Raw genomic sequence first — 21,262 nt, forward strand, 5'->3', positions numbered from 1 at the left:
AGTCCCCAAGGCGGCGCCGGCACCGGCGAAGAAGCGGGCGTCGTCGGTGGCGCTGAAGATCTTCATGGCGGTGACCGGCATCCTGCTGGTCCTGTTCCTGTACCTGCACATGATCGGCAACCTGAAGATCTTCTTCGGCGCGACGACCTTCGACCACTACGCGCACTGGCTGCGCACGATCGGCACACCGTTGCTGCCGAACGAGTGGTACCTCTGGATCCAGCGCGCCGGCCTCACGATCGCCGTCGTCGGGCACATCTGGGCCGCGACGGTCCTGGCCCGCCGGGCCCGCAAGGCCCGCCCGGTCAAGTACGCCCACCGGCCGAAGGTGCAGGGCAGCTATGCCGCGCGCACGATGCGCTGGGGCGGCGTGATCATCCTGCTCTTCGTGATCTACCACATCCTGGACCTCACGACGCTCACCGTGAACCCGAACGCCGAGGCCGGGAAGCCGTACGCGAACGTGGTCGCCGACTTCGCGCCGGGCCGCTGGTACGTGACGCTCTTCTACACGCTGGCGATCGTGGCCGTCGGGTTCCACCTGCGGCACGGCCTGTTCAGCGCGGTCCGCACGCTCGGCCAGCAGACTCCGCGCGGCGAGGTGATCGCCCGTACGACCGCTCTGGTCCTGTCTTTGATCTTGGTTGTCGGTTACCTGTCGGTGCCGTTCGCGGTCCTGACCGGATTGGTGGATTGATCCCATGACATCGCACGAGTACTGGCACGACGGCGACCCGATCGCCGACACCGCCGCCCCGGACGGCCCGATCGAGACCCGCTGGGAACGCCGCAAGTTCTCCGTCAAGCTGGTCAACCCGGCCAACCGCCGCAAGCTGACGGTGATCGTGGTCGGCACCGGCCTGGCCGGCGGCTCGGCCGCGGCCACGCTGGCCGAGGCCGGGTACCACGTCAAGTCGTACTGCTATCAGGACAGCCCGCGGCGGGCGCACTCGATCGCCGCGCAGGGCGGCATCAACGCCGCCAAGAACTACCGCAACGACGGCGACTCGATCTACCGGCTGTTCTACGAGACCGTGAAGGGCGGCGACTTCCGCGCCCGCGAGTCGAACGTCTACCGGCTCGCCACGGTGTCGGTGAACATCATCGACCAGGCGGTGGCGCAGGGCGTCCCGTTCGCCCGCGAGTACGGCGGCCTGCTCGACAACCGCTCGTTCGGCGGCACCCAGGTGTCGCGCACCTTCTACGCCCGCGGCCAGACGGGTCAGCAGCTGCTGCTGGGCGCCTACCAGGCGATGGAGCGGCAGATCGGCCTCGGCAACATCGAGATGAACGCCCGGCACGAGATGCTGGAGCTGATCGTGGTCGACGGCAGGGCCCGCGGCATCGTCGTGCGGGACATGGTCACCGGCGAGATCACCACCGAGATGGCCGACGCGGTCGTGCTCGCCTCCGGCGGTTACGGCAACGTCTTCTTCCTCTCCACCAACGCCAAGGGCTGCAACGTCACCGCGTCGTGGCGGGCGCACCGCAAGGGCGCGCTGTTCGGCAACCCCTGCTACACGCAGATCCACCCGACCTGCATCCCGGAGTCCGGCACGCACCAGTCGAAGCTCACCCTGATGAGCGAGTCGCTGCGCAACGACGGCCGGGTCTGGGTCCCGCTGGCCCGGGACGACAAGCGCGCTCCCGGCGACATCCCCGAGGACGAGCGGGACTACTACCTCGAGCGGATCTACCCCTCGTTCGGCAACCTCGTGCCCCGGGACATCGCCTCCCGGGCCGCCAAGAACGTCTGCGACGAGGGTCGCGGCGTCGGCCCCGGCGGCCTCGGCGTGTACCTGGACTTCGCGGACGCGATCAGCCGGCTGGGCCGCAAGGCGGTCGAGGCCAAGTACGGCAACCTCTTCGAGATGTACCAGCGGATCACCGGCGAGGACCCGTACGAGGTGCCGATGCGGATCTATCCCGCGGTGCACTACACGATGGGCGGGCTCTGGGTCGACTACGACCTGCAGTCGACGATCCCGGGCCTGTTCGTGGTGGGCGAGGCCAACTTCTCCGACCACGGCGCCAACCGGCTCGGCGCGTCCGCGCTGATGCAGGGCCTGGGCGACGGCTACTTCGTGCTGCCGACGACGCTGGGCAACTACCTGGCGTCCGGCCCCTTCGAGAAGATCGCTGCCGACCACGAAGCCGTCGTCTCCGCGAAAGCCGCTGTCGAGGACCGCATCGCGAAGCTGCTGTCGGTCGACGGGGACCGCACCGTCGACTCGTTCCACCGCGAGCTCGGCCACATCATGTGGGAGTACTGCGGGATGGAGCGCACCGAGGAGGGCCTGACCAAGGCGATCGGCCTGATCCGGTCGCTGCGCGAGGAGTTCTGGCAGCGGGTCAAGGTGCCCGGCACCGGCGAGCAGCTCAACCAGAACCTGGAGAAGGCCGGCCGGGTCGCCGACTTCTTCGAGCTGGCCGAGCTGATGTGCATCGACGCTCTGCACCGCCGGGAGTCGTGCGGCGGCCACTTCCGCGCCGAGTCGCAGACCCCCGACGGCGAGGCGCTGCGCCACGACGACGAGTTCAGCTACGTCGCGGCCTGGGAGTACGCCGGCGCCGCCGCCGATGGGAAGCCCACCCTGCACAAGGAACAGCTCGAATTCGAGTACGTCCACCCGAGCACCCGCAGCTACAAGTAGTGAGGGTTGTTCACGACGGTGGAGACGCCGCCGGCGGCCTCACTCTCACTGCAACTCACGGAAGGTCGTGAATAACCCTCAATGGACATCCAGGTACGCGTCTGGCGCCAGTCTTCTTCGAAAGACAAAGGTCGCATGGTGACGTACGACGTGAAGGACATCTCTCCGGACGCCTCCTTCCTGGAGATGCTCGACGTCCTGAACGAGAAGCTGATCCTCGACGGGGACGACCCGATCGCGTTCGACCACGACTGCCGCGAGGGCATCTGCGGCATGTGCAGCATGGTCATCGACGGCGTGGCGCACGGCCCCGAGCGGGCCACCACGACATGCCAGCTGCACATGCGCCACTTCTCCGACGGCGACGTGATCGACGTCGAGCCGTGGCGGGCGGCGGCCTTCCCGGTCATCAAGGACCTGGTCGTCGACCGCTCGGCGTTCGACCAGATCATCCAGGCCGGCGGCTACATCACCGCCCCGACCGGCGCGGCCCCCGAGGCGCACGCCACCCCGGTGCCCAAGAAGGACGCCGACCTGGCGTTCGAGGCGGCGACCTGCATCGGCTGCGGGGCGTGCGTGGCGGCCTGCCCGAACGGCTCGGCGATGCTGTTCACCGCGGCGAAGGTGGCCCACCTCGGGCTGCTGCCGCAGGGCCAGCCCGAGCGCGACACCCGCGTCATCGACATGCTCCAGGCGCACGACGACGCCGGCTTCGGCGGCTGCACCAACGCCGGCGAGTGCACCACGGTCTGCCCCAAGGGCATCCCGCTGACGCTGATCGGCCGGCTCAACAGCGACTACCGCAAGGCGCTGCGCAACAAGTCTTGAACGGCGGGGCGGCCGGATGACTCCGGGCCGGGCACAACGGCGTGCCCGGCACGGCATCAACCGTTGATCCCCCCGTACACAAAGCTGGTCAATGTCTCTATCGCCACGTCGTCGGGAATCTTGTCGATCCAGGTCGCGGCGAACGTGGACACCAGCAGGCTGAAGATCGACGCGAGCAGGCCGGGGTCGCCGGACGGGGCGGCCTTGGCCATGTGCCGCGACAGGTGCACGATGTCGGGCCTGGTCATCTCCTGCTGCACCTGATCGAACTGCGGGTCGACGATCGCCGCCTGGCGCAACGCCTCGATCACCGTGCGATGCCGGCGGTAGACCGCCCAGTACTGCTCGATGTGGAAGCGGATCGCCGACCGGTCGGAGAAGTCGTCCGAGTGGCCGGCCAGCAGCGCGCCCGCGTCGCCCTCGGCCAGCAGGTCGGCCAGCAGCGCCTCGAGCAGCTGCTCCTTGCCGGCGAAGTGCTGATAGAACGAGCCGGTCGCGCGCCCGGCCTCGGCCGTGATGTCAGTGATCTTGGTGTTGAGGTAACCCACCCGCGCGAAGACCCGGATCGCCGCCGCCTTGAGCTCCGCCTCGGTCTGCGCCGCGCGCTGCTTGCGCACACCGGTTTCCGCCATTGACGCAGGATATCAACGCACCGTATGGTGAATCCATGTTCAGTGAATCTGAGTTCATAATGATCGTCGGCGCCGGCCCGACCGGCCTCACCCTCGCCCGCGAGCTGCAGCGCCACGGCGTCCCCTTCCGCATCGTGGAGAAATCGGCCGCGCCGTTCACCGGCTCCCGCGGCAAGGGCATCCAGCCGCGCACCCAGGAGGTGCTCGACGACCTCGGCCTGATCGGCGCGTTCCGTGCGACCGGCAGCGACTACCCCGAGTTGCTGATCCACCTGCCCGACGGCTCCGCGATGCGCCGCCGCATGGATCCGGTGGTCGAGCCGACCCCGCAGGCGCCGTATCCGAACATCCTGATGGTCCCCCAGTGGCAGACCTGCGCCCTTCTCGCCGAGGGTGTGCCGGTCGAGCTCGGGGTCGGCCTCACCGGCCTCGCTCAGCTCGACGAGGGCGTCCGGGTCACGCTCGACACCGGCGAGGTCGTGGTGGCGCGCTATGTCGTCGGCGCCGACGGCGGCCAGAGCACGGTTCGCAAGCTGCTCGGTGTGCCGTTCGAGGGGTCGACCCACGAGACCGAGCGCCTCATGATCGCCGACGTGCGCATCGACGGCCTCGACCGGGCGAACTGGCATGTCTGGCCCTCGGAAAACTCTTTCCGGCTCGGTCTGTGCCCGCTGCCCGGCACCGACGATTTCCAGCTCACCGCGCCGCCGTCCGATTTGCCTATTCCCGAGCTCGTGTCGTCGGTGGACCCGGCGCTCCGCGTGACCCACGTCGGGTGGACGTCCCACTTCCGGGCGAACATCCGGATGGTCTCGCGCTACCGGGTGGGTGACGTCTTCCTCGCCGGTGACGCGGCGCATGTGCACTCACCGGCCGGCGGTCAGGGCCTCAACACCGGCATCCAGGACGCCTACAACCTGGGATGGAAACTGTCCACCGGAATCGACGCGCTGCTCGACACCTACGAGGCGGAGCGCCTGCCGGTCGCGGCCGACGTCCTCGGCATCTCGACGCGCCTTCACCGCCGGCACGTCGACGGCGATGAGGACGCGATGACCCGGGACGATCCGGCGCTGCGCCAGTTGTCGCTGAACTACCGCGGCGGTCCTCTGGCCTGCGAGCATCGGCCCGAACCGGGCGCGGTGCGGGCGGGCGACCGGGCGCCCGGCGCGCCCTGCGGCGACGCCACCATCTTCGATCTGCTGCGAGGTCCGCACGCCACGCTGCTTGCCTTCGACTGGGCCGGCGACCTGCCGGCCGCCACCGACCGGCTGGCGGTCCATCGCGTCGTGGATCCGGCGGCTCTTGACGCGTACGGGGTAAGCACGCCGACCCTCATGCTGGTGCGACCGGACAACTACGTAGGGTGCGCCACCACGGATATGGCGGACATTTCGGCCTACTGCAAGGAGCTCGGTTTATAGCCCAAGGGTCGAGTGTGGATGTCCCCAAGATCTGATCAACTTGATCGGCGCCGCCGAATCGGTACCATCACCTGGCGCCGCATTCGTCAGACCCCGGGGACAGTCCGTGACAGAGAAGCGCTTTGCGGTAGTCGTCGGTGTCGACGACTCGGGCATCGGCGCGTCCCTGCCCGCTTTGCGGTACGCGGTCCGCGACGCCGAGGCGATCCGTGACCTGCTGTGCGACCCCGAGATCGGCACGTACGACCCGGCCGACGTCGAGATGTTCACGGGCCCGCGGACCAGCGCCGCCGAGATCAAGACCGCGCTGCGCCGCATCGCTCTGGACTCCGACCCGACCGACTCGCTGCTGGTCTACTTCGCCGGTCACACGCTGACCCCGGCGTGGAGCCTCGGCACCGACGTCTACCTGGTCACTCCCGACCTCGACGAGGCGGCGCTCGGCTACGACCCCGACGCCGGGCTGCGCATGTCGTACCTGCAGCAGGACGTGTTCGAGCTGTTCGCCGGCACGGCCACGCTGATCCTCGACTGCTGCCGCGCCGGAAGCCTGATGGCGGCCCCCGGCCGTCCGGTCGACCTGATCGGCGTCACCGGTCGCGACGACGCCCGGTACTGCGCGCTCGCCACCTGCGCCCGGGACGGCGCGACCCGCGAGGACCCAGCGCACGGGCACGGCGTGCTCACCCACCACGTGCTCGACGCGCTGCACGGCGCGGCGGCCGACGCCGACGGGCGGGTGACGTTCTCGGCGCTGAGCAGCTACGTGCTGGCCAAGGGCCTCGAGCCGCTGCCGTCGGCGGTCGTGCAGTCCTGGGGCGCGACGGCGGCGCTCACCGTCTTCGGTCCCGGCTCGACGCCCCTGGTGATCGACCCCGATCCGGTCGTCGGCGCGCCGCAGCCCCGTCCGGTCATCACGCTCGAGCCGATCCCCGCGCCCGCCTCGGCCGAGTTCGCCCCCGCGATACTCGACCCTGCGGCGCCCGGCTCCGCGGCGCGCGACTACGGCTCCTTGGCGCCCGAATCCGACACGTCGGCGCCCGAATCCGATTCCTTGGCGTCCGACTCCGGGTCCTTGCCGTCCGGCTCCTCCGCCCCGTCGGTGCCCGCGCCGGCGGGCTCGGCGACGGTCGAGACCATGCCGCTGGAGAACCCGATCGACCGGCACGCCGCCGCGATCGCCGGGCTCATCGACCGCCTGTCCCGCGCCGCCCGCGAGCCCCGCCTCTCCGGCGCCATCCTGCGGGCCGACCGCGTGCACTACCTCAAGGCGGCGACCGGCGCCGAGTCGGTCGCGCTGCTGGAGTACACGCCCACCGGCATCACCACGATCGACGCCACCGCGCGTTTCGACCAGAACAGCGTGCAGACGCTGCTACACTTCGCCGACGACCCGGTGCGCCCGCCGAGCCTCGAGTGGTTCGGGCGCATCTCGCGCGACGCGACCCGTACGGTGCTGTGCGTGCCGGTCAGCCGCAGCGACGACACGGTCCTGATGCTGGCCGTGGTCGACCCGCCGCCCGCCCTGGTCGCGATCGGCCAGCCGATGGCCAAGGTGATCGAGACCATCTGGCGCACCGACTTCGCGGCGTCGCCGGCCGAGGCCGAGATCCAGGTGCTGACCGCGCTGCGCGAGACGTTCGGGCGCCTGCCGAACCCGCTGTACGAACGCTGCTTCCGCCTCTACCACGAGGTGCTCGAGTCGTTCCGCATCGTGTTCCAGCCGGTCATCACGATCGGGCCCGCCGTCGCGAACGTGAGCGTGCACAGCTACGAGGCCCTGGCCCGGCGCTCGCTCGACGAGTCCCGGGCGCCGTTCGCGATGCTGCAGATCGCCCGCACCTGGGGCGACCGCTTCGTGGTCGAGCGCGACAAGGTCATCCTGCGGTCGGCGCTGCGGGCGTACGCGGTGGCCCATGCCGAAGGGCCCTGGGACGAGCCGAAGCCGGTGTCGGTCAACGTCTCGGTGCGGGCGCTGCTGGACGACACGTACGTCGAAACCCTGCGCGAGGCGATCGCCGAGGCGTCGCTGCGGGCCGCCGCGGTGACGCTGGAGATCTCCGAGCAGGACCCGATCGAGCCCCGCGACGGCGAGCAGTGGCCCGACGAGCCGCACGCGTACTTCCACAAGCGACTCGCGGCAATCGCCCGGGACGTCGGGGTCGCCTTCGCCGTGGACGACTTCGGCACCGGCTACGCCTCGCTGTCCCGGATGTCCGAGCTGCCGCTGACCCAGATCAAGGTGGACCGCGCGATCCTGCATCACCCGCAGGCGCTGCAGGAGCTGTCGCTGGTGGTGTCGGTCGCCCGCGACACCAGCCACGGCCAGCGCGTAGTCATCGTCGAGGGCGTGGACGACGAGTCCCCGCTCACCCTCCGCCAGATCTTCGAGCGCCGCATCAAGCACGTCCAGGGCTACATCACCCGGGAGCCGGCCGGCCCGCGCCTGCGCCGGCTGCGGCACGAGGCCCGCAAGGAGATCGCCGCCCTGGTCCGCGGCGACGACGGCAACCGCCCGTCCCGCCTGGCCGCCGAGGACGGCGAATTCCGCCTGCGCCGAGGCGCCTGACCGGCCGAAGCCTGCGCCGGCCCACCAACGGCGAGATATTGTCAATGTTTCGTTGACAACTGATAGGCTCAGAGCATGGCCGACCTCACCGCGCTACGCGAGATCCCCGCGGCGCGGGCGCGGCTCGACGCCGCCGAGTTGGAGCTCATCGACCAGGCCCGCCGCGACGGCGCGACCTGGGCAGACATCGCCTCCGCGCTGGGCCTCGGCAGCCGCCAGGCCGCCGAGCAGCGCCGCCTGCGCCTGGCATCCGCCGTGCACCCGGTCCGACCCGATGTCCCCTACGGCCCCGAGATCGCCGCCCTGCGCGCGGCCGCCGTCGATCTGTATCGGCGAGTCGGCGCCGATCGCCGCTGGGACACCCGGTTCCGGCGCGCGCCCCTCGTGCGCCAGACCCTCTCCTTCGCCGCCGACGCCCCGCTCTCCGGCCTGTATTCGCTGGTCGCCGACGTGATGGCCGACCTCGCCGAGGCCGGCCTCCACGGGGCCGGCCTCTCCCGCGCCGACCTGTCCGAGGCCCGCGTCACCCTGCCCCGCCCCACCCGGTCCTGCGTCGAACGGCTCGCCGCCGCGCTGGAGGCCGCCACGCCCCGTTGACAGATCATCGCTCAACTCTCGAAGATATGAGCCTTACCGACTCAACTCTCGGGAGGTCGACGCCGTGCGCCGCAACGCGACCCTGTTCGTCCTGATCTCGCTGCTGTCCGGCTTCGGCAGCACCGCCATGACCCTCTCGGCCGGCATCTGGGTGCTCGACCTGACCGGCTCGGTGAGCCTGGCCGCCCTGACCGGCCTGTGCATCTACGCACCCACCCTGGCGGCGCCCTGGCTCGGCGCGCTGGTCGACCGCCTCCCCCGGCGCCCGTTGCTGATCTGGGTGGATGTCGTCCTGGGCGCCCTGCTCCTGACCTTGCTGACGGTCTCGTCCGCCGGCGACGCCTGGCTGATCTACGCGACCCTGCTGGCCCGCGGCCTGAGCTATGTGCTCCTCGATGCCGGCGAGACCGCGATCCTCCCCGCCGCCCTGCCGACCGACCGGCTGGGCGACGTGAACGGCTGGCGCTCGAGCGCCCAGGAGGGCATGAAACTGCTGGCCCCGCTGGCCGGAGCCGGCCTGTACGCCTGGCGCGGCCCGGTCCCGGTGGTGCTGATCTGCGCCACGATGCCGCTGCTGACCGCCGCCTGCTACGCCCTGCTCACGCTCCGCCCGGCCACCCCAGCCCAATCCACCCCAGCCCAATCCACCCCAGCCCGATCCACCCCAGCCCGATCCACCACCGCGTCGGACCGTCGCCGACCCGAGCGGGGTGAGATCCGCGCCGGCCTCGCCGCTCTCTTCGGCAACCCGGCCGTCCGCACCCCCGTCCTGGTGGCCGCCGCCGCGATCGGATCGTCGGGCCTGGCCAACGCCGCGGTCATCGGCCAGGTGGTGCACGGACTGCACCTTCCCGCCACCCGCCTGGGCTTCCTCTCCACCGCGCAGGGCGCCGGCTCCATCCTCAGTGGCCTGCTGGTGGGCCGCGTGCTGGCCCGCCTCTCCCCGCTCCCGGTGGCCGCCCTGGGCGCCGCCGTCTTCGCCGTCGGCTGCGTCAGCTCGTCGATCCCGTGGTGGCCCGCGATGATCGCCGGCAGCGCCCTGGCCGGCCTGGGCCTGGTGTGGTCGCTGATCGCCGGCGTCACCGCGGTCCAGACCCGCACCCCCGACCACCTGCTGGGCCGGGTGGCCGCCACGTCCAACACCGTCATGTTCGGCCCGGTCGCCCTGGCCATCCCGCTGGGCTCGGCCGCCGTCCACTTCGGCCCCACCCCGTTGTTCCTGGTCACCGCCCTCTTGACCCTCACGGCGGCCGCGGCCGCCATCCGCGGCTACGGCGCCCGTCAGGACGCCGAACTACAAGCGGGCTGACCCCGCACCGACCCGCCGGCCTCCAAGGCCGCCGACACCCCGGGCGCACCCGGCGCCGTCGGGCCCCCGGCCGTCGAAACGCCCCCAACCGGCGGCCGTCGCAGCAAGACCACCGCCACCAGCAGCGCCACCACCACAAACCCCGCCGCCACCAGAAACGCCCGCGCGTACCCGTCCCGCAGCGCCTCCACCGCCGACACCCCCGCCTCCGCACGCCCCGACGTCCGAGCGGCCGCCACCGCCGCCAGCACCGACAACCCCAGCGCCCCGCCGGCCTGCTGCGCCGTGTTGCCGAACCCCGACACCATCCCGGTGTCCGCGGGCGCCGCCCCCGCCATGGCCAGCATGATCATCGCCGGCACGGTGATGCCCACGCCCAGCCCCATCACCAGCAGCGGCGGCAGCAGATCCACCACATAGGACACCGTGACCGGCACCCGGGACAGCAGCAACAGCCCGGCCAGCAGCAGCGAGAGCCCGACGATCAGCACCGCCCGGGGCCCGAACCGCCCGCGGCGCCACCAACAGCGACACCAGCCCGATCACGATCGGCGTGGGCAGGAAGGCCAGCCCGGTCCCCAGCGCGTCGTAGCCCATCACCCGCTGCACGAACAGCGCGTTCAGGAACTGGAACCCCATTCCGGTCGCGAACACCAGCAGCACCGCCGCGTTGGCGGTGAGCAGCCATCGCCGGAAGAGCACCCGCAACTCGATCAGCGGCCGCCGGGCCAGGCGCTGCCGCACCAGGAACCCGAGGATCAACAGCACCGCGACGGTCGCGCTCAGCGCGGCGGGCACGGTCGCGTCCGGCGATCCGGTACGGACGATGGCGTAGACCCCGAGCGACAGCCCCGCGGTGATCAGCAACGCCCCGGGCAGGTCGAGCCCGCCGGCCAGCCCCGGCCCGGCCTCGCGGGGCAGCAGCCGCCGCCCGAACACCCACACGGCCACCCCGATCGGCACGTTGACCAGGAAGATCGCCGGCCAGCCGACCGCATCGGTGAGCACCCCGCCGACCACGAACCCGACCGCGGCCCCGCCGGCCTGGGTGAAGCTGTAGATGCCCATGGCCCGCGCCTGCTCGGCCGGCCCGGGGAAGAGTCGCACGATCATGCCGATCACCACGGCGGCGGCCAGCGCGCCCCCGGCGCCCTGCACGAACCGGCCGGCCACCAGCAGACCGGCGCTGCCGGCGAACCCGCACAGCAGGCTGGCGACCGTGAACAGCCCCAGCCCGGCCAGGAACACCCGCCACGCGCCGACGAGGTCGCCGAGGCGCCCGGCCAGCAGGAGGAGGCCGGCGAACGCGACCAGATAGGCGTTGACGACCCAGGCGACCCCGGCGGCGGAGAAGCCGAGATCGCGCTGAATGTCGGGAACGGCGACGGCGACGATCGTGCTGTCCAGAACGATCATCAGCGACATGGCGCAGAGCACGGCGAGTGCGGCCGCGCGTCGGCTCACGGTAAGGCTCATGAGCCAGACCGTAACAGATAATCCGCTAGCGGACTATCTGTTTGTCACCTACCTCTCGCCCGCCGGATCGGCTGCGGACCCGGGTCGCGGGTGACCCCGGCCAGGGCGCCGAGCGCCTCGACGAACGCGGCCCGCGACTCGCCGGGTAGCCCGCCGAGCGCCGACGCGTGCACCCGGTCGACGATGCGCTGGCCCTCCTCGGCCGCGAGCCGGCCCTTCTCGGTGACGGCGATGATCCGCGCGCGGCGATCGGTGGCGGACGGGCGCCGCTCGGCCAGGCCGCGCCGCTCGAGCTCGTCAACCGTGCTGACCATGGTGGTCTTGTCGAGGTCGGCGAGCGCCGCCAGCTGGATCTGGGTGCGCTCCTCCTCGAGCGCGTGCACCAGCACGCACTGCATGCGCGGCGTCAGGCCGACATCGGCGAGAGCCGCGCTCAGCCGGTTGGAGAGCACGTGGCCGGCCATGTTGAGCAGGCCGGTAATGTCGCGCTCGGTGCGCTCGGGTGCTGCCATGTCCGTCATCCTAGCCCCGGATTATCCGTAACGGGATTATCCAGTTGATGGACGACCGGCGGACCCGCCCCCGTGCCCGGCCCACCGGTCGTCGTCTGGATGCGGCCTCCGGAAGGGCCATTTATCCGGCAAGATCCGCCCAGGTCGGCGCGAACGGCCGGACCCGCAGCGGCATCCGCGCCTCGCCCGGCGTCCGGTCGCCCTTGCGGTTGTTGCACCGGCCGCACGCGGCCACGGTGTTGGCCCACTCGTTGCGGCCGCCGCGCGAGCGCGGCAGCACGTGGTCGATCGTGGAGGCCGCGCCGCCGCAGTACGCGCACGCCCGCCGATCGCGCGTCAGCACGCCCGCCCGCGACCAGGCCGGCCCGCGGCTGTGCCGCCAGCGCGTGACCACGTAGCTGACCAGCCGCACGACGGTCGGCATCGGGAAGACGCCGATCTGCCGGTCGGGCTCGGCCTCGTGCACCACAGCCACCTCGCGGAACAGCATCCGGATGGCGTGCCGGAGGCTGACCCGGTGCAGCGGTCCGAAATCGGCGTTCAGCACCAGCACCGCGCTCATCATGGCCACCTCCCCCATGGATCAACTAGAGTTTGCGCCGTCACCCACCGCGACGAGAAGGGTGGGCTGTGTCACGCACCACGGTAGAAGCGCGGTCCACCTCGGACAACCGATTAACGATCACCACCGGCGGCCTCAGCGGGGCGCAGAGAAGGGCGCAGCTCAGGACGCCAGTTCGCGACGAATGGCGACCGCCAGCTGCACCCCGCCCACCACCGCGAGCACGAGCCACAAACCGGCGGCCACCGTGATCACCAGGCCGGCGACCACGCTCAGCAACAGCCCGAAGATGGCGACCAGCACCCGGGTCGGCCGCTCGGCGACGGTCACCGCCCCGATCTCGGTCATCCCGGCCGCCGTGGCACGCGCCCGCGCGTACTCGTGCAGCCAGCTCGCCGCGCCCGCCGCCACCACCAGCCAGCCCGGCGCCCCGGCCAGCCAGAAGGCCAGCAGCCAGGCCGCCTCCCCGACCCGGTCGGCCACCGAGTCGTAGACGTAGCCGAGCCGGCTCGCCCGCCCGGTCACCACCGCCACCGCGCCGTCGAGCCCGTCGGCCAGCGCCGACATCAGCACCAGCACCCCGGCGAGCACCAGGCCCGGGCGCCCCACGAGCACCGCAAGCGGCACACACCAGCAGAGAATCAACCCCGCGGTGGTCACGGCCGTCGGCCCGACACGCTTGCCGCCGAGCCAGGAGCCCATCCGGTACGCGAGGAGCACCCATCCCCGCACCAGCGGCGACGCCCCGCTCGGATCGAACCCGCCGTGCAGCCGCGCCCACGCCACGCAGTACTGCTCCCAGGTCACGGCGACCCCCGGCTCACGAGGCGCCGAACGTCAGGCGGCCGCGGCGGCGACCTCGGACGGCGCCAGGAGCTGCCACACCTCGCGCGTGGCCGTCGAGCGGTTGAGCGTGATGAAGTGGATGCCCGGAACACCCTCGTCGACCAGCTTGGCGCACATCTCGGCGCACATCTCGACGCCCAGCGCCCGCACCGCGGCCTCGTCCTCGGCGACCCGCTCGAACCGCGCGAGCAGGTGCGGCGGGAACGGCGCCCCGGACAGCTGGCTCGACCGCTCGATCGTCGCCATCCGGGTCACCGGCATCACGCCGGGCACGATGGGCGTCTCGCCACCGGCCGCGGCCACCCGGTCGCGCAACCGGAGGTACTCGTCGGCGTCGAAGAACATCTGGGTGATGGCGAAATCGGCGCCGGCACGGCATTTGCGGACGAAATTCTCGGTGTCGCTCTCGATGTCGGCCGACCGCGGGTGCTTGTACGGGAACGCGGCGACACCCACCGAGAAGTCGCCGGACTCCTTGACCAGGCGCACCAGCTCTTCGGCGTAGAGGACGCCCTCGGGGTGCCGCACCCACTCGCCCATCGGGTCGCCCGGCGGGTCGCCGCGCACGGCCAGCACGTTGCGGATGCCGGCGCCGGCCAGGCGGCCGATCACGTTGCGCAGCTCGGCGACCGAGTGGTTGACCGCGGTCAGGTGGGCCATCGGCAGCAGCGTAGTCTCGCCGGCGACGCGCTCGGTGACCGCGACCGTCGTGTCCCGCGTGGTGCCGCCCGCGCCGTACGTGATCGACACGAAGCTGGGTCGCAGCGGCTCGAGCTCGCGGATGGCCCGCCAGAGCAACCTCTCGCCCTCGGGTGTCTTGGGCGGAAAGAACTCGAACGAGAACGTCGGCGCGGCCTCCCGGATCAGCTCACCGATCGCCGGTGTGCCGGGCAGGCGCGAAGGAAGTCCGAGAGCCACGCGGACGACTCTACCGGCAGCGACCGCCATCCCGTCAGCTAGCGTCTGGGACGTGACTTCCCCCGTTGAGCTGGCCGGGCTGCGCCCCCGGGTCGACAAGGCCCTGGCCGCGTTCCTGGCCGAGCAGCGCACCCGCCTCACCGGCATCGACCCGGCGCTCGCGGAGGTCTCCGACGCGCTCGAGGACTTCGTGCTCGGCGGCGGCAAGCGGCTGCGCCCGGCGTTCGCGTACTGGGGGTATCGAGGGGCGTTCGGCGCCGACTCCGACGCCGTGGTGGCCGCGCTGTCGGCGCTCGAGCTGGTGCAGGCCAGCGCGCTGATCCACGACGACCTGATGGACCGGTCCGACACCCGGCGCGGCGAGCCGTCGGTGCACCGGCGGTTCGAGCACCGGCACCGGGAGGCGTCCTGGCGCGGGGCGCCGTCCGCCTTCGGCGACAGCGCGGCCGTCCTGCTCGGCGATCTGGCCCTGGTCTGGTCGGACGAGCTGCTGCACGTCTCGGGGCTGGGCCCGGCCGAGCTGGCCCGCGCGCGCCCGGTTTTCGACGAGATGCGCACCGAGCTGACGGTCGGGCAGTATCTGGACGTGCTGACCCAGGCGACCGCGGACACGTCGCTGGAGCGGGCCGGCAAGGTGGCCCGGTTCAAGTCGGCGAAGTACACGGTCGAGCGCCCGCTGCTGCTGGGTGCGGCGATCGCGGGCGCGCCGGCCGAGCTGGCGGCGTCCTACACCGCGTTCGGGCTGCCGCTGGGCGAGGCGTTCCAGCTGCGCGACGACATCCTCGGCGTCTTCGGCGACCCGGCGCAGACCGGCAAACCGGCCGGCGACGACCTGCGCGAGGGCAAGCGGACGTACCTGATCGCCGCCGCGTTCGGCGCTCTCTCCCCCGCCGACCGGGCGGAGCTCGACGCCGGGCTCGGCCGGGCCGATCTCGACGTGGAGCGGCTGCGGTCGCTGGTCCGCGACTGCGGCGCGCTGACGGCGACCGAGCGGCGGATCGACGAGCTGATGTCGGCCGCACTGGCCGCGCTGGAGGCGGCCCCGATCGACGAGGACGCGCGCACGGTGCTGCACGCCCTGGCCGACGCGGCCACCCGGCGGTCAGTTTGAGCGGCGCCCCCACCACACCCACAGGTCGAGGGTGAGCAGCACCATCGCGAAACCGAAGACCAGATCTTCGACCGGGGCGTAGACCAGGCGCCACCCGATGATCGCGTCCGGGTCGTACATGACGATGTTCCGGCCGGTCAAGATACCGTTGGATAAAAGCTGAAAAAACACGACAATCGGGTACGTCGCCCAGAAGACCACCCGCTTCAGCAGCCCGACGCGGAACACGAAGAGGTCGAGCACCGCCGCCACGACAACTCCGAGCGCGGCCGCCGCCGTGTAAGTCACGCGTCCGGCTTTCGCAGGACCTTGCGGACCGCCTCGTAGCCGAGGATCGCGCAGACCGGCACCACCAGGAAGAACAGCACCTCGTCGAGCGGCAGGCCGCCGGGGAACACCACGCCGGTCATCTGGGACGCGTCGAAGTGCCAGTGCCCGGCGGCGATGGCGGCCAGGTCCCACAGCACGAACACCACCATCACCGGCAGGACGGTCAGCAGCAGGCGCCGCCAACGACGGAGCACGCCGACCTTCAGCACCGGCTCCAGCCACAGGGCCGCGAACAGGCAGCCGGCGAGCACCGACACGTACGCCAAATGGCGCATCAGAAACCGAGCGCCTGCGCCCGCCGCTTCACCTCGCGCGCGCGATGGCCGCCCAGGCCGAGCGCGGCGCTGCCGTCGAGATCCGGGTCCGGCTCGTAGAGCCACCGGAGGGCCTCTTCGTCGTTATACCCGGCGTCGCGCAGCAAGGTCAGCACGCCCGGGAGGTGTTTGAGCACGGTGCTGTTGGCCAGCAGCTCGGCCGGGATCTGCCGGATCCCGTCGTGCTTGACCGCGAGCAACTGCCCCTCGCGGATCATCTGGTGCACCTTGCTGATCGACACGCCGAGCCTCTCGGCGGCATCCGGCAGGTTGACCCAGGCGGCCGGCCCGGCGGTTACGGAATCGCTCACTCCTACAGCGTGCCAGATCGGAGAACGAACGCGATGAGCCTGTTGCGGAGAGTCCGTGCCGAGGTGTCCGGCGCCCTGCGGTCGGTGCGCTACGACATGGGCCGGCGGCCGGTCGAGCCGCCGGCCGGCGGACCGGACGTGACGTCAACGGGGATGAACACCTTCGGCGGGCCGCTGCGCCTCGACGACGATCCGTCGATGCCGTCGACGGGGCCGGCGACGCATCGCCGACCGCGGGCGCCACGACAGGCGGCGGCGGTGAGCGCGCTGGCGGCGCTGACCGTGCTGGGCGCGGCCGGCGTCTACCTGGCCGTGGTGAACGGGCTGGGCTCGCTGCTGACCGAGACGCCGGCGTCGGCCGACACCTTCCCGCCGCGGCCGGCCGTGACCTCGCCGTACACCCCGAACGCGGGAATCGGCGGAGGGCCGGCGGCGGCCGCACGCCGGCCTGCGCTCGCGCCGACCGCCGCGGCCGGCGCGACGATTGCCCCCGCTCCGCCGGCTCCGGGCGGACCAGCGCCGGTGGCGGTCCCGGACGATCCCGGAAACGCGAGTCCGATTCGGACCGTAAGCCCGACAGACCCGGAATGCCCCTGCGGCTTCCCGCCGGTGCCGACGCCGACCGCCCCGAGCGCCACGTCACCGTCGCCGTCGCTCTCGGGCCGGCCCAGCGACTCGCCGCAGCCGAGCGACTCGGCCGGGCCATCGCCGAGCGAGACCTCCGCCACACCGAGCGATTCGGCCGAGCCCCGCCATACCCGGCAAGCCCGGCATCGCCGACGACACGGCTAAATCATTCTTTGTCCGGGCAGACGGCCAGCTCAGGGCCGGGGTCGCGCCGCCGGGCGTACCCGTTTGGACTCAGCTATGACATCCTGGTCTGCCCGCACGCGAAAGACACATACACTTCACGCCGATGGACACCACAGTCGCCGACACGTTGATCGGCACGACGATTGACGGCCGCTACCGGATCACCGGTCGCGTGGCCCGTGGTGGCATGGCGACCGTCTACACGGCCACCGACCAGCGACTCGAGCGCACCGTGGCATTGAAGATCATTCATCCCTCGCAGGCGACGAACGTCCACTTCGTGGACCGGTTCACCGACGAGGCCAAGACGATCGCCCGGCTCACCCACCCCAACGTCGTGGCCGTGTACGACCAGGGCCGCCACCTCGGCCTGCCCTACCTGGTGATGGAGTACGTGCAGGGCAGCACCCTGCGCGACCTGCTCACCCAGCGCCGCCGGCTCAACCCGGTCGAGGCCTGCGCGATCGGAGAGCAGATGCTCTCGGCCATCGCCGCCGCCCACCGGGCCGGCCTGGTGCACCGCGACGTCAAGCCGGAGAACGTGCTGGTCGCCGAGGCGCCCAGCGGCGGCAAGGCCAACCTGGTCGACGCGGTCGTCAAGGTCGCCGACTTCGGCCTGGCCCGCGCGGTCGAGGCGAGCAGCGTCGACGAGTCCGGCCAGCTGATGGCCACGGTGGCGTACGTCGCGCCCGAGCTGGTCACCGACGGCCACGCCGACGCCCGCACCGACGTCTACTCGGCCGGCATCGTGCTCTACGAGATGCTCACCGGCCGGGTTCCGTTCGACGGCGACGACCCGGTCGCGGTGGCCTGGCAGCACGTCGACAACGACGTCCCGCCCCCGTCGCAGACCGTCAAGGGCTCACCCCAGGCGCTCGACGCCCTGGTGGCCCGCGCCACCCGCCGCGACCCGGGCGCCCGCCCGACCGACGCCGGCGCGATGCTGGCCGAGGTGCAGACGGTCCGCGACCAGCTGGGGGCGGCGAGCGTCGAGACCGCGCTGCTGCGCCAGGTGCCGGGCTCCCGGCATGCCGCCGCCGACGCGACCGCCATGGTCCCCGCGGTCTCGGCCGCCGTCGCCGACCGGCCGAGCTGGGCCCGGCTGCCCGAGCAGAGCCGCAACGCCCAGACCTACCGCCGCGGCGATCCCGAGCTGCGCTCGTCCACCGGGCCCGACCGCCGGCGCATCCTGCTCTCGGCGGCGGTCGCCGTGATGGTGCTGGTCGTCATCGGCAGCACCTGGTGGGTGACCCTGGGCCGCTACACCGACGCCCCGTCCATGGTCAACATGACCAAGGACCAGGCCGAGCTGTACGCGCGGCAGCACAACTTCGAGCTGTTCTACGCCGACGGCGCGTACAGCGAGAACGTCCCCAAGGACACGGTGGTCAGCCAGAGCCCCGCCGCACAGGAAAAGATCGTCAAGGGCGGCACCATCACGCTCACCCTGTCGCTCGGCAAGGAGCGCTTCGAGGTGCCCGACCTGACCGGTCTCGAGCTGGCCGCGGCCAAGACCGAGCTGGCCCAGGCCAACCTGAAATACAAGGAGGGCACCGGGCAGTACAGCGACACGGTGCCCGAGGGCGCCGTGCTGTCCACCAACCCGGCCAAGGGCACCGAGCTCAAGCGCGGCGACACCGTCACCGTCGTCACCAGCAAGGGCCGCGCCCCGATCTCCGTGCCCAACCTGGTGGGCAAGAACGTCAACGTCGCCCGCAACGAACTGCAGCAGCTCGGGCTGACCGCGGTCGAGCGCTACAAGGACAGCGACAAGCCGGCCGACGAGGTCATCGCGCAGTCGCCCAAGGCGGGGACCGGCGCGGCCAACGACGCCGAGGTCACCCTCGACGTCAGCAAGGGCCCGCCGCTGATCACCATCCCCGACGTCAACAACCAGCAGTGCCAGCAGGCGCAGGGCACGCTGCAGCAGCAGGGTCTGCAGGTGCAGATCACCGGCTTCAACCCGCAGGGCTTCGTCCGCGGGATGAACCCGCCGGCCAACACCCAGGTGCCGCCGCAGTCCCAGGTGATCCTGCAATGCTTCTAGACCGCCGCGTCGGGTCGCACACCAAGACGTCGGGCGGGCTGGCCAAGGCCGCCCTCCCGTACGTCGACGCCGCCGGGTCCGAGACGCTGCAGGTGTACGTCTCCAACTCGCGCGGCTGGGCGCTGCCGCCCGGCGACCCCCAGCAGGACGCCCTGTTCCGGGAGGGGATCGGCGAGCGCGGCCTGCCCGCGTACATCCACGCGTCGCTGCTGGTCAATCTCGGCTCGCCGACCGAGCTCACGGTCGAGCGCTCGATCGCGACCCTGGCCCACTCGCTCGAGCGCGGCCGGGCGATCGGCGCCACCGCCGTGGTCTTCCACGCCGGGAGCTCGGTCGACGCCGAGCACGAGGCCAAGGCGATGCATCAGCTGCACGAGGCGCTGCTGCCGCTGCTCGACGACGCCGCGGCCCGGGGCCTGCCCAAGCTGCTGGTCGAGCCGAGCGCGGGCGGCGGGCGCAGCCTGGCGTCCAAGGTGCAGGATCTCGGTCCGTACCTGGCGGCCGTCGAGCACCACCCGTGGCTGGGCGTCTGCTTCGACACCTGCCACGCCTGGGCGGCCGGTCACGACCTGGCCACTCCCGGCGGCATGACCGCGACCCTGGACGCGCTGATCGAGACCGTCGGCCCGGACCGCCTCATGCTGATCCACGCCAACGACTCGAAGGACGACTGCGGCTCCACCCGCGACCGCCACGAGACGATCGGCCAGGGTCGCATCGGCACGGCCGCGTTCGCCGAGCTGATGACCCACCCCACCACCGCCGGCATCCCGGTGATCGTCGAGACTCCGACGGTCGAGCACGAGGGCCACGCCGCCGACATCGCCCTCCTCAAATCGCTTCGCTGACCATCAAGATCAAGATCCTTTTCGGTACGATTTCGCGCCAAGTCCCCGCCGAGCCGCCCGGCATCGTCGTGGTCACCCTCCGCGCGCGGCCGCCGGGCTGTCCCGCTCGGCACACCGGCCTTACGGCCGTTCATGACGCATGGCGCAGGCAGCCGCCACCCGCTCACGTCCCCCGCCGCTCGCTCACGCCCCCGCCGCTCGCTCACGCCCTCGCCATCCGCCCACGCCCCCGCTGACCGCTCACGCGGCTGCTCGCTCACGTCGGGGCGGTCAGCAAGTGCGCGAGGCGCTCGGCCGGCTCGTCGGGAGCGACCGCGGGCAGCCGCAGCAGCTCTACCCGGTGCACCAGCCGCGGGGTGCCGACCGGCACGCCGGTCAGGCCCGGGTGCGCCGACACCAGCGGCAGCGGCAGCACCGCCAAGCCGTGGCCGCCGGCGACCAGGCCGGCCAGGACGGCCGCGTCGGTGCCGTCGTAGCGCACGCCCGCGCGCAGGCCATCGACCGGCAGCCGGGCGAACGGCGCGACGTCAGGGGCGTCGATCCAGTAAGCGTCGGCCAGGTCGGCCAGGTCGACCGCGCGGCGGCGGGCCAGCGGGTGCGCCGACGGCACGGCCACCACGGCGGGGCTCTCCCCCACGCCGACCGACCGCGGGCCGCCGGCGCCGGGCTCGGGCAGGCGCAGCGGGTCGCTCGGCGCCGTGAAGCCGTCGACCAGGCCGAGGTCGACCTCGCCGGTCGCGACCGCCTCGACGATGCGGTCGCGGGCGGCGACGCGGACCCTGGTGCGCAGCCGCGCCGACTCGGCCCGGATCGTGGCGAGCGCGGCGGCGACCGGCACCGCCCAGGCGAGCGGGGTGAGGCCGAGGACGAGGCGGCCGGGCGGGGCGACGGCGCGGGTCACGTCGGCGCGGGCGGCCTCGAGGCGTACGAGAAGAAGCTCCGCATGTCGCCGCAACCTCTCGCCGGCCGGAGTCAGAGCCACCGGGCGCCGGGTGAACAGCGGGGTGCCCAGATCGGCCTCGAGGGCGGCGACGTGCTGCGAGACCGCGGACTGCGTGTATTGGAGGCGCTGGGCGGCCGCGGAGAACGAGCCGGTCTCGGCGACCGCCAGGAACGTGCGCAGCAGGTGCGGATCCACATCAGGGATGCTAATGCCGCCCG

20 protein-coding genes and 1 pseudogene are annotated in these 21,262 nt (G+C 72.0%); 11 read left to right on the top strand and 10 right to left on the bottom strand.

Annotated elements, in window-relative coordinates; translation table 11 throughout:
- Positions 1-52 precede the first annotated feature (52 nt).
- The 3 genes from ACFQS1_RS04875 to ACFQS1_RS04885 all read left to right on the top strand — a co-directional run bounded on the left by ACFQS1_RS04875 (position 53) and on the right by ACFQS1_RS04885 (position 3,482).
- Positions 53-697: a succinate dehydrogenase cytochrome b subunit gene (locus ACFQS1_RS04875; RefSeq protein WP_378965029.1), complete on the top strand. Its 645-nt coding sequence runs from the start codon at positions 53-55 to the stop codon at positions 695-697.
- Between the two features lie 4 nt (positions 698-701).
- Positions 702-2,654, top strand: a complete 1,953-nt coding sequence (locus ACFQS1_RS04880) for a fumarate reductase/succinate dehydrogenase flavoprotein subunit (protein ID WP_378964828.1) — start codon at positions 702-704, stop codon at positions 2,652-2,654.
- A gap of 81 nt (positions 2,655-2,735) precedes the next feature.
- Complete coding sequence (locus ACFQS1_RS04885; RefSeq protein ID WP_378964829.1) at positions 2,736-3,482, top strand: succinate dehydrogenase/fumarate reductase iron-sulfur subunit; 747 nt, start codon at positions 2,736-2,738, stop codon at positions 3,480-3,482.
- Between the two features lie 56 nt (positions 3,483-3,538).
- On the opposite strand, the gene ACFQS1_RS04890 is transcribed toward ACFQS1_RS04885, so the two are convergent.
- Positions 3,539-4,114 carry a TetR/AcrR family transcriptional regulator gene (locus ACFQS1_RS04890; protein ID WP_378964830.1) on the bottom strand — a complete coding sequence of 192 codons (576 nt, stop codon included), beginning with the start codon at positions 4,112-4,114 and terminating at the stop codon, positions 3,539-3,541.
- Between the two features lie 35 nt (positions 4,115-4,149).
- On the opposite strand from ACFQS1_RS04890, the gene ACFQS1_RS04895 reads away from it, so the two are divergent.
- From ACFQS1_RS04895 to ACFQS1_RS04910, 4 genes are all read left to right on the top strand, one after another.
- Positions 4,150-5,538, top strand: a complete 1,389-nt coding sequence (locus ACFQS1_RS04895) for an FAD-dependent monooxygenase (RefSeq protein WP_378964831.1) — start codon at positions 4,150-4,152, stop codon at positions 5,536-5,538.
- Between the two features lie 106 nt (positions 5,539-5,644).
- Positions 5,645-8,107: an EAL domain-containing protein gene (locus ACFQS1_RS04900; RefSeq protein WP_378964832.1), complete on the top strand. Its 2,463-nt coding sequence runs from the start codon at positions 5,645-5,647 to the stop codon at positions 8,105-8,107.
- A 75-nt stretch (positions 8,108-8,182) separates the two neighbouring features.
- Positions 8,183-8,704, top strand: coding sequence for a hypothetical protein (locus ACFQS1_RS04905; RefSeq protein ID WP_378964833.1), 522 nt, complete (start codon positions 8,183-8,185; stop codon positions 8,702-8,704).
- 64 nt (positions 8,705-8,768) lie between these two features.
- On the top strand, positions 8,769-10,013 hold the full coding sequence (locus ACFQS1_RS04910) for an MFS transporter (RefSeq protein WP_378964834.1): 1,245 nt from the start codon (positions 8,769-8,771) through the stop codon (positions 10,011-10,013).
- On the opposite strand, the pseudogene ACFQS1_RS04915 reads toward ACFQS1_RS04910, so the two are convergent.
- The 5 genes and pseudogenes from ACFQS1_RS04915 to metF form a co-directional block, all read right to left on the bottom strand.
- Positions 9,986-11,489, bottom strand: a pseudogene (locus ACFQS1_RS04915) (MFS transporter). The gene ACFQS1_RS04910 and the pseudogene ACFQS1_RS04915 sit on opposite strands and share 28 nt — an antisense overlap.
- 44 nt (positions 11,490-11,533) lie before the next feature.
- Positions 11,534-12,001, bottom strand: coding sequence for a MarR family winged helix-turn-helix transcriptional regulator (locus ACFQS1_RS04920; protein ID WP_378964835.1), 468 nt, complete (start codon positions 11,999-12,001; stop codon positions 11,534-11,536).
- A gap of 121 nt (positions 12,002-12,122) precedes the next feature.
- Positions 12,123-12,563 (bottom strand): HNH endonuclease, encoded by a 441-nt coding sequence (locus tag ACFQS1_RS04925; RefSeq protein WP_378965030.1) that lies wholly within the window; start codon positions 12,561-12,563, stop codon positions 12,123-12,125.
- A gap of 162 nt (positions 12,564-12,725) precedes the next feature.
- On the bottom strand, positions 12,726-13,370 hold the full coding sequence (locus ACFQS1_RS04930; protein WP_378964836.1) for a CDP-alcohol phosphatidyltransferase family protein: 645 nt from the start codon (positions 13,368-13,370) through the stop codon (positions 12,726-12,728).
- A 30-nt stretch (positions 13,371-13,400) separates the two neighbouring features.
- Positions 13,401-14,327 (bottom strand): methylenetetrahydrofolate reductase [NAD(P)H], encoded by a 927-nt coding sequence (metF, locus tag ACFQS1_RS04935; RefSeq protein ID WP_378964837.1) that lies wholly within the window; start codon positions 14,325-14,327, stop codon positions 13,401-13,403.
- Between the two features lie 52 nt (positions 14,328-14,379).
- Between metF and ACFQS1_RS04940 the strand changes: the two genes are divergently transcribed.
- Positions 14,380-15,438, top strand: a complete 1,059-nt coding sequence (locus tag ACFQS1_RS04940) for a polyprenyl synthetase family protein (RefSeq protein ID WP_378964838.1) — start codon at positions 14,380-14,382, stop codon at positions 15,436-15,438.
- Here ACFQS1_RS04940 and ACFQS1_RS04945 read toward each other — a convergent pair.
- The 3 genes from ACFQS1_RS04945 to ACFQS1_RS04955 are packed head-to-tail and all read right to left on the bottom strand — an operon-like array spanning position 15,430 to position 16,393.
- Positions 15,430-15,726: a lycopene cyclase domain-containing protein gene (locus ACFQS1_RS04945; RefSeq protein WP_378964839.1), complete on the bottom strand. Its 297-nt coding sequence runs from the start codon at positions 15,724-15,726 to the stop codon at positions 15,430-15,432. The two genes, ACFQS1_RS04940 and ACFQS1_RS04945, sit on opposite strands and share 9 nt — an antisense overlap.
- Positions 15,723-16,043: a lycopene cyclase domain-containing protein gene (locus tag ACFQS1_RS04950; RefSeq protein ID WP_378964840.1), complete on the bottom strand. Its 321-nt coding sequence runs from the start codon at positions 16,041-16,043 to the stop codon at positions 15,723-15,725. Before ACFQS1_RS04950 ends, ACFQS1_RS04945 begins: the two co-directional genes overlap by 4 nt.
- Positions 16,043-16,393, bottom strand: a complete 351-nt coding sequence (locus ACFQS1_RS04955) for an Rv2175c family DNA-binding protein (RefSeq protein ID WP_378964841.1) — start codon at positions 16,391-16,393, stop codon at positions 16,043-16,045. Before ACFQS1_RS04955 ends, ACFQS1_RS04950 begins: the two co-directional genes overlap by 1 nt.
- A 33-nt stretch (positions 16,394-16,426) precedes the next feature.
- Between ACFQS1_RS04955 and ACFQS1_RS04960 the strand changes: the two genes are divergently transcribed.
- From ACFQS1_RS04960 to ACFQS1_RS04970, 3 genes are all read left to right on the top strand, one after another.
- Positions 16,427-17,185, top strand: a complete 759-nt coding sequence (locus tag ACFQS1_RS04960; RefSeq protein ID WP_378964842.1) for a hypothetical protein — start codon at positions 16,427-16,429, stop codon at positions 17,183-17,185.
- 124 nt (positions 17,186-17,309) lie between these two features.
- Entirely contained in the window at positions 17,310-19,253 is a 1,944-nt protein-coding gene (pknB, locus tag ACFQS1_RS04965; protein WP_378964843.1) for a Stk1 family PASTA domain-containing Ser/Thr kinase, read from the top strand.
- Positions 19,244-20,101, top strand: a complete 858-nt coding sequence (locus ACFQS1_RS04970) for a deoxyribonuclease IV (protein ID WP_378964844.1) — start codon at positions 19,244-19,246, stop codon at positions 20,099-20,101. The genes pknB and ACFQS1_RS04970 overlap by 10 nt, the downstream gene beginning before the upstream one ends.
- A 256-nt stretch (positions 20,102-20,357) precedes the next feature.
- On the opposite strand, the gene ACFQS1_RS04975 is transcribed toward ACFQS1_RS04970, so the two are convergent.
- Positions 20,358-21,239 (bottom strand): LysR family transcriptional regulator, encoded by an 882-nt coding sequence (locus ACFQS1_RS04975; RefSeq protein ID WP_378964845.1) that lies wholly within the window; start codon positions 21,237-21,239, stop codon positions 20,358-20,360.
- Between the last annotated feature and the right edge of the window lie 23 nt (positions 21,240-21,262).

It is taken from the genome of Paractinoplanes rhizophilus (assembly GCF_042664765.1).
GTDB lineage: Bacteria > Actinomycetota > Actinomycetes > Mycobacteriales > Micromonosporaceae > Actinoplanes > Actinoplanes rhizophilus.

Coding starts and splice junctions, on each gene's coding strand:
- ACFQS1_RS04885 (WP_378964829.1), top strand. CDS start 2,736: ATGGACATCCAGGTACGCGTCTGGCGCCAGTCTTCTTCGAAAGACAAA.
- ACFQS1_RS04880 (WP_378964828.1), top strand. CDS start 702: ATGACATCGCACGAGTACTGGCACGACGGCGACCCGATCGCCGACACC.
- ACFQS1_RS04890 (WP_378964830.1), bottom strand. CDS start 4,114: ATGGCGGAAACCGGTGTGCGCAAGCAGCGCGCGGCGCAGACCGAGGCG.
- ACFQS1_RS04905 (WP_378964833.1), top strand. CDS start 8,183: ATGGCCGACCTCACCGCGCTACGCGAGATCCCCGCGGCGCGGGCGCGG.
- ACFQS1_RS04970 (WP_378964844.1), top strand. CDS start 19,244: ATGCTTCTAGACCGCCGCGTCGGGTCGCACACCAAGACGTCGGGCGGG.
- ACFQS1_RS04925 (WP_378965030.1), bottom strand. CDS start 12,563: ATGAGCGCGGTGCTGGTGCTGAACGCCGATTTCGGACCGCTGCACCGG.
- ACFQS1_RS04960 (WP_378964842.1), top strand. CDS start 16,427: ATGAGCCTGTTGCGGAGAGTCCGTGCCGAGGTGTCCGGCGCCCTGCGG.
- pknB (WP_378964843.1), top strand. CDS start 17,310: ATGGACACCACAGTCGCCGACACGTTGATCGGCACGACGATTGACGGC.
- ACFQS1_RS04920 (WP_378964835.1), bottom strand. CDS start 12,001: ATGGCAGCACCCGAGCGCACCGAGCGCGACATTACCGGCCTGCTCAAC.
- ACFQS1_RS04895 (WP_378964831.1), top strand. CDS start 4,150: ATGTTCAGTGAATCTGAGTTCATAATGATCGTCGGCGCCGGCCCGACC.
- ACFQS1_RS04950 (WP_378964840.1), bottom strand. CDS start 16,043: ATGCGCCATTTGGCGTACGTGTCGGTGCTCGCCGGCTGCCTGTTCGCG.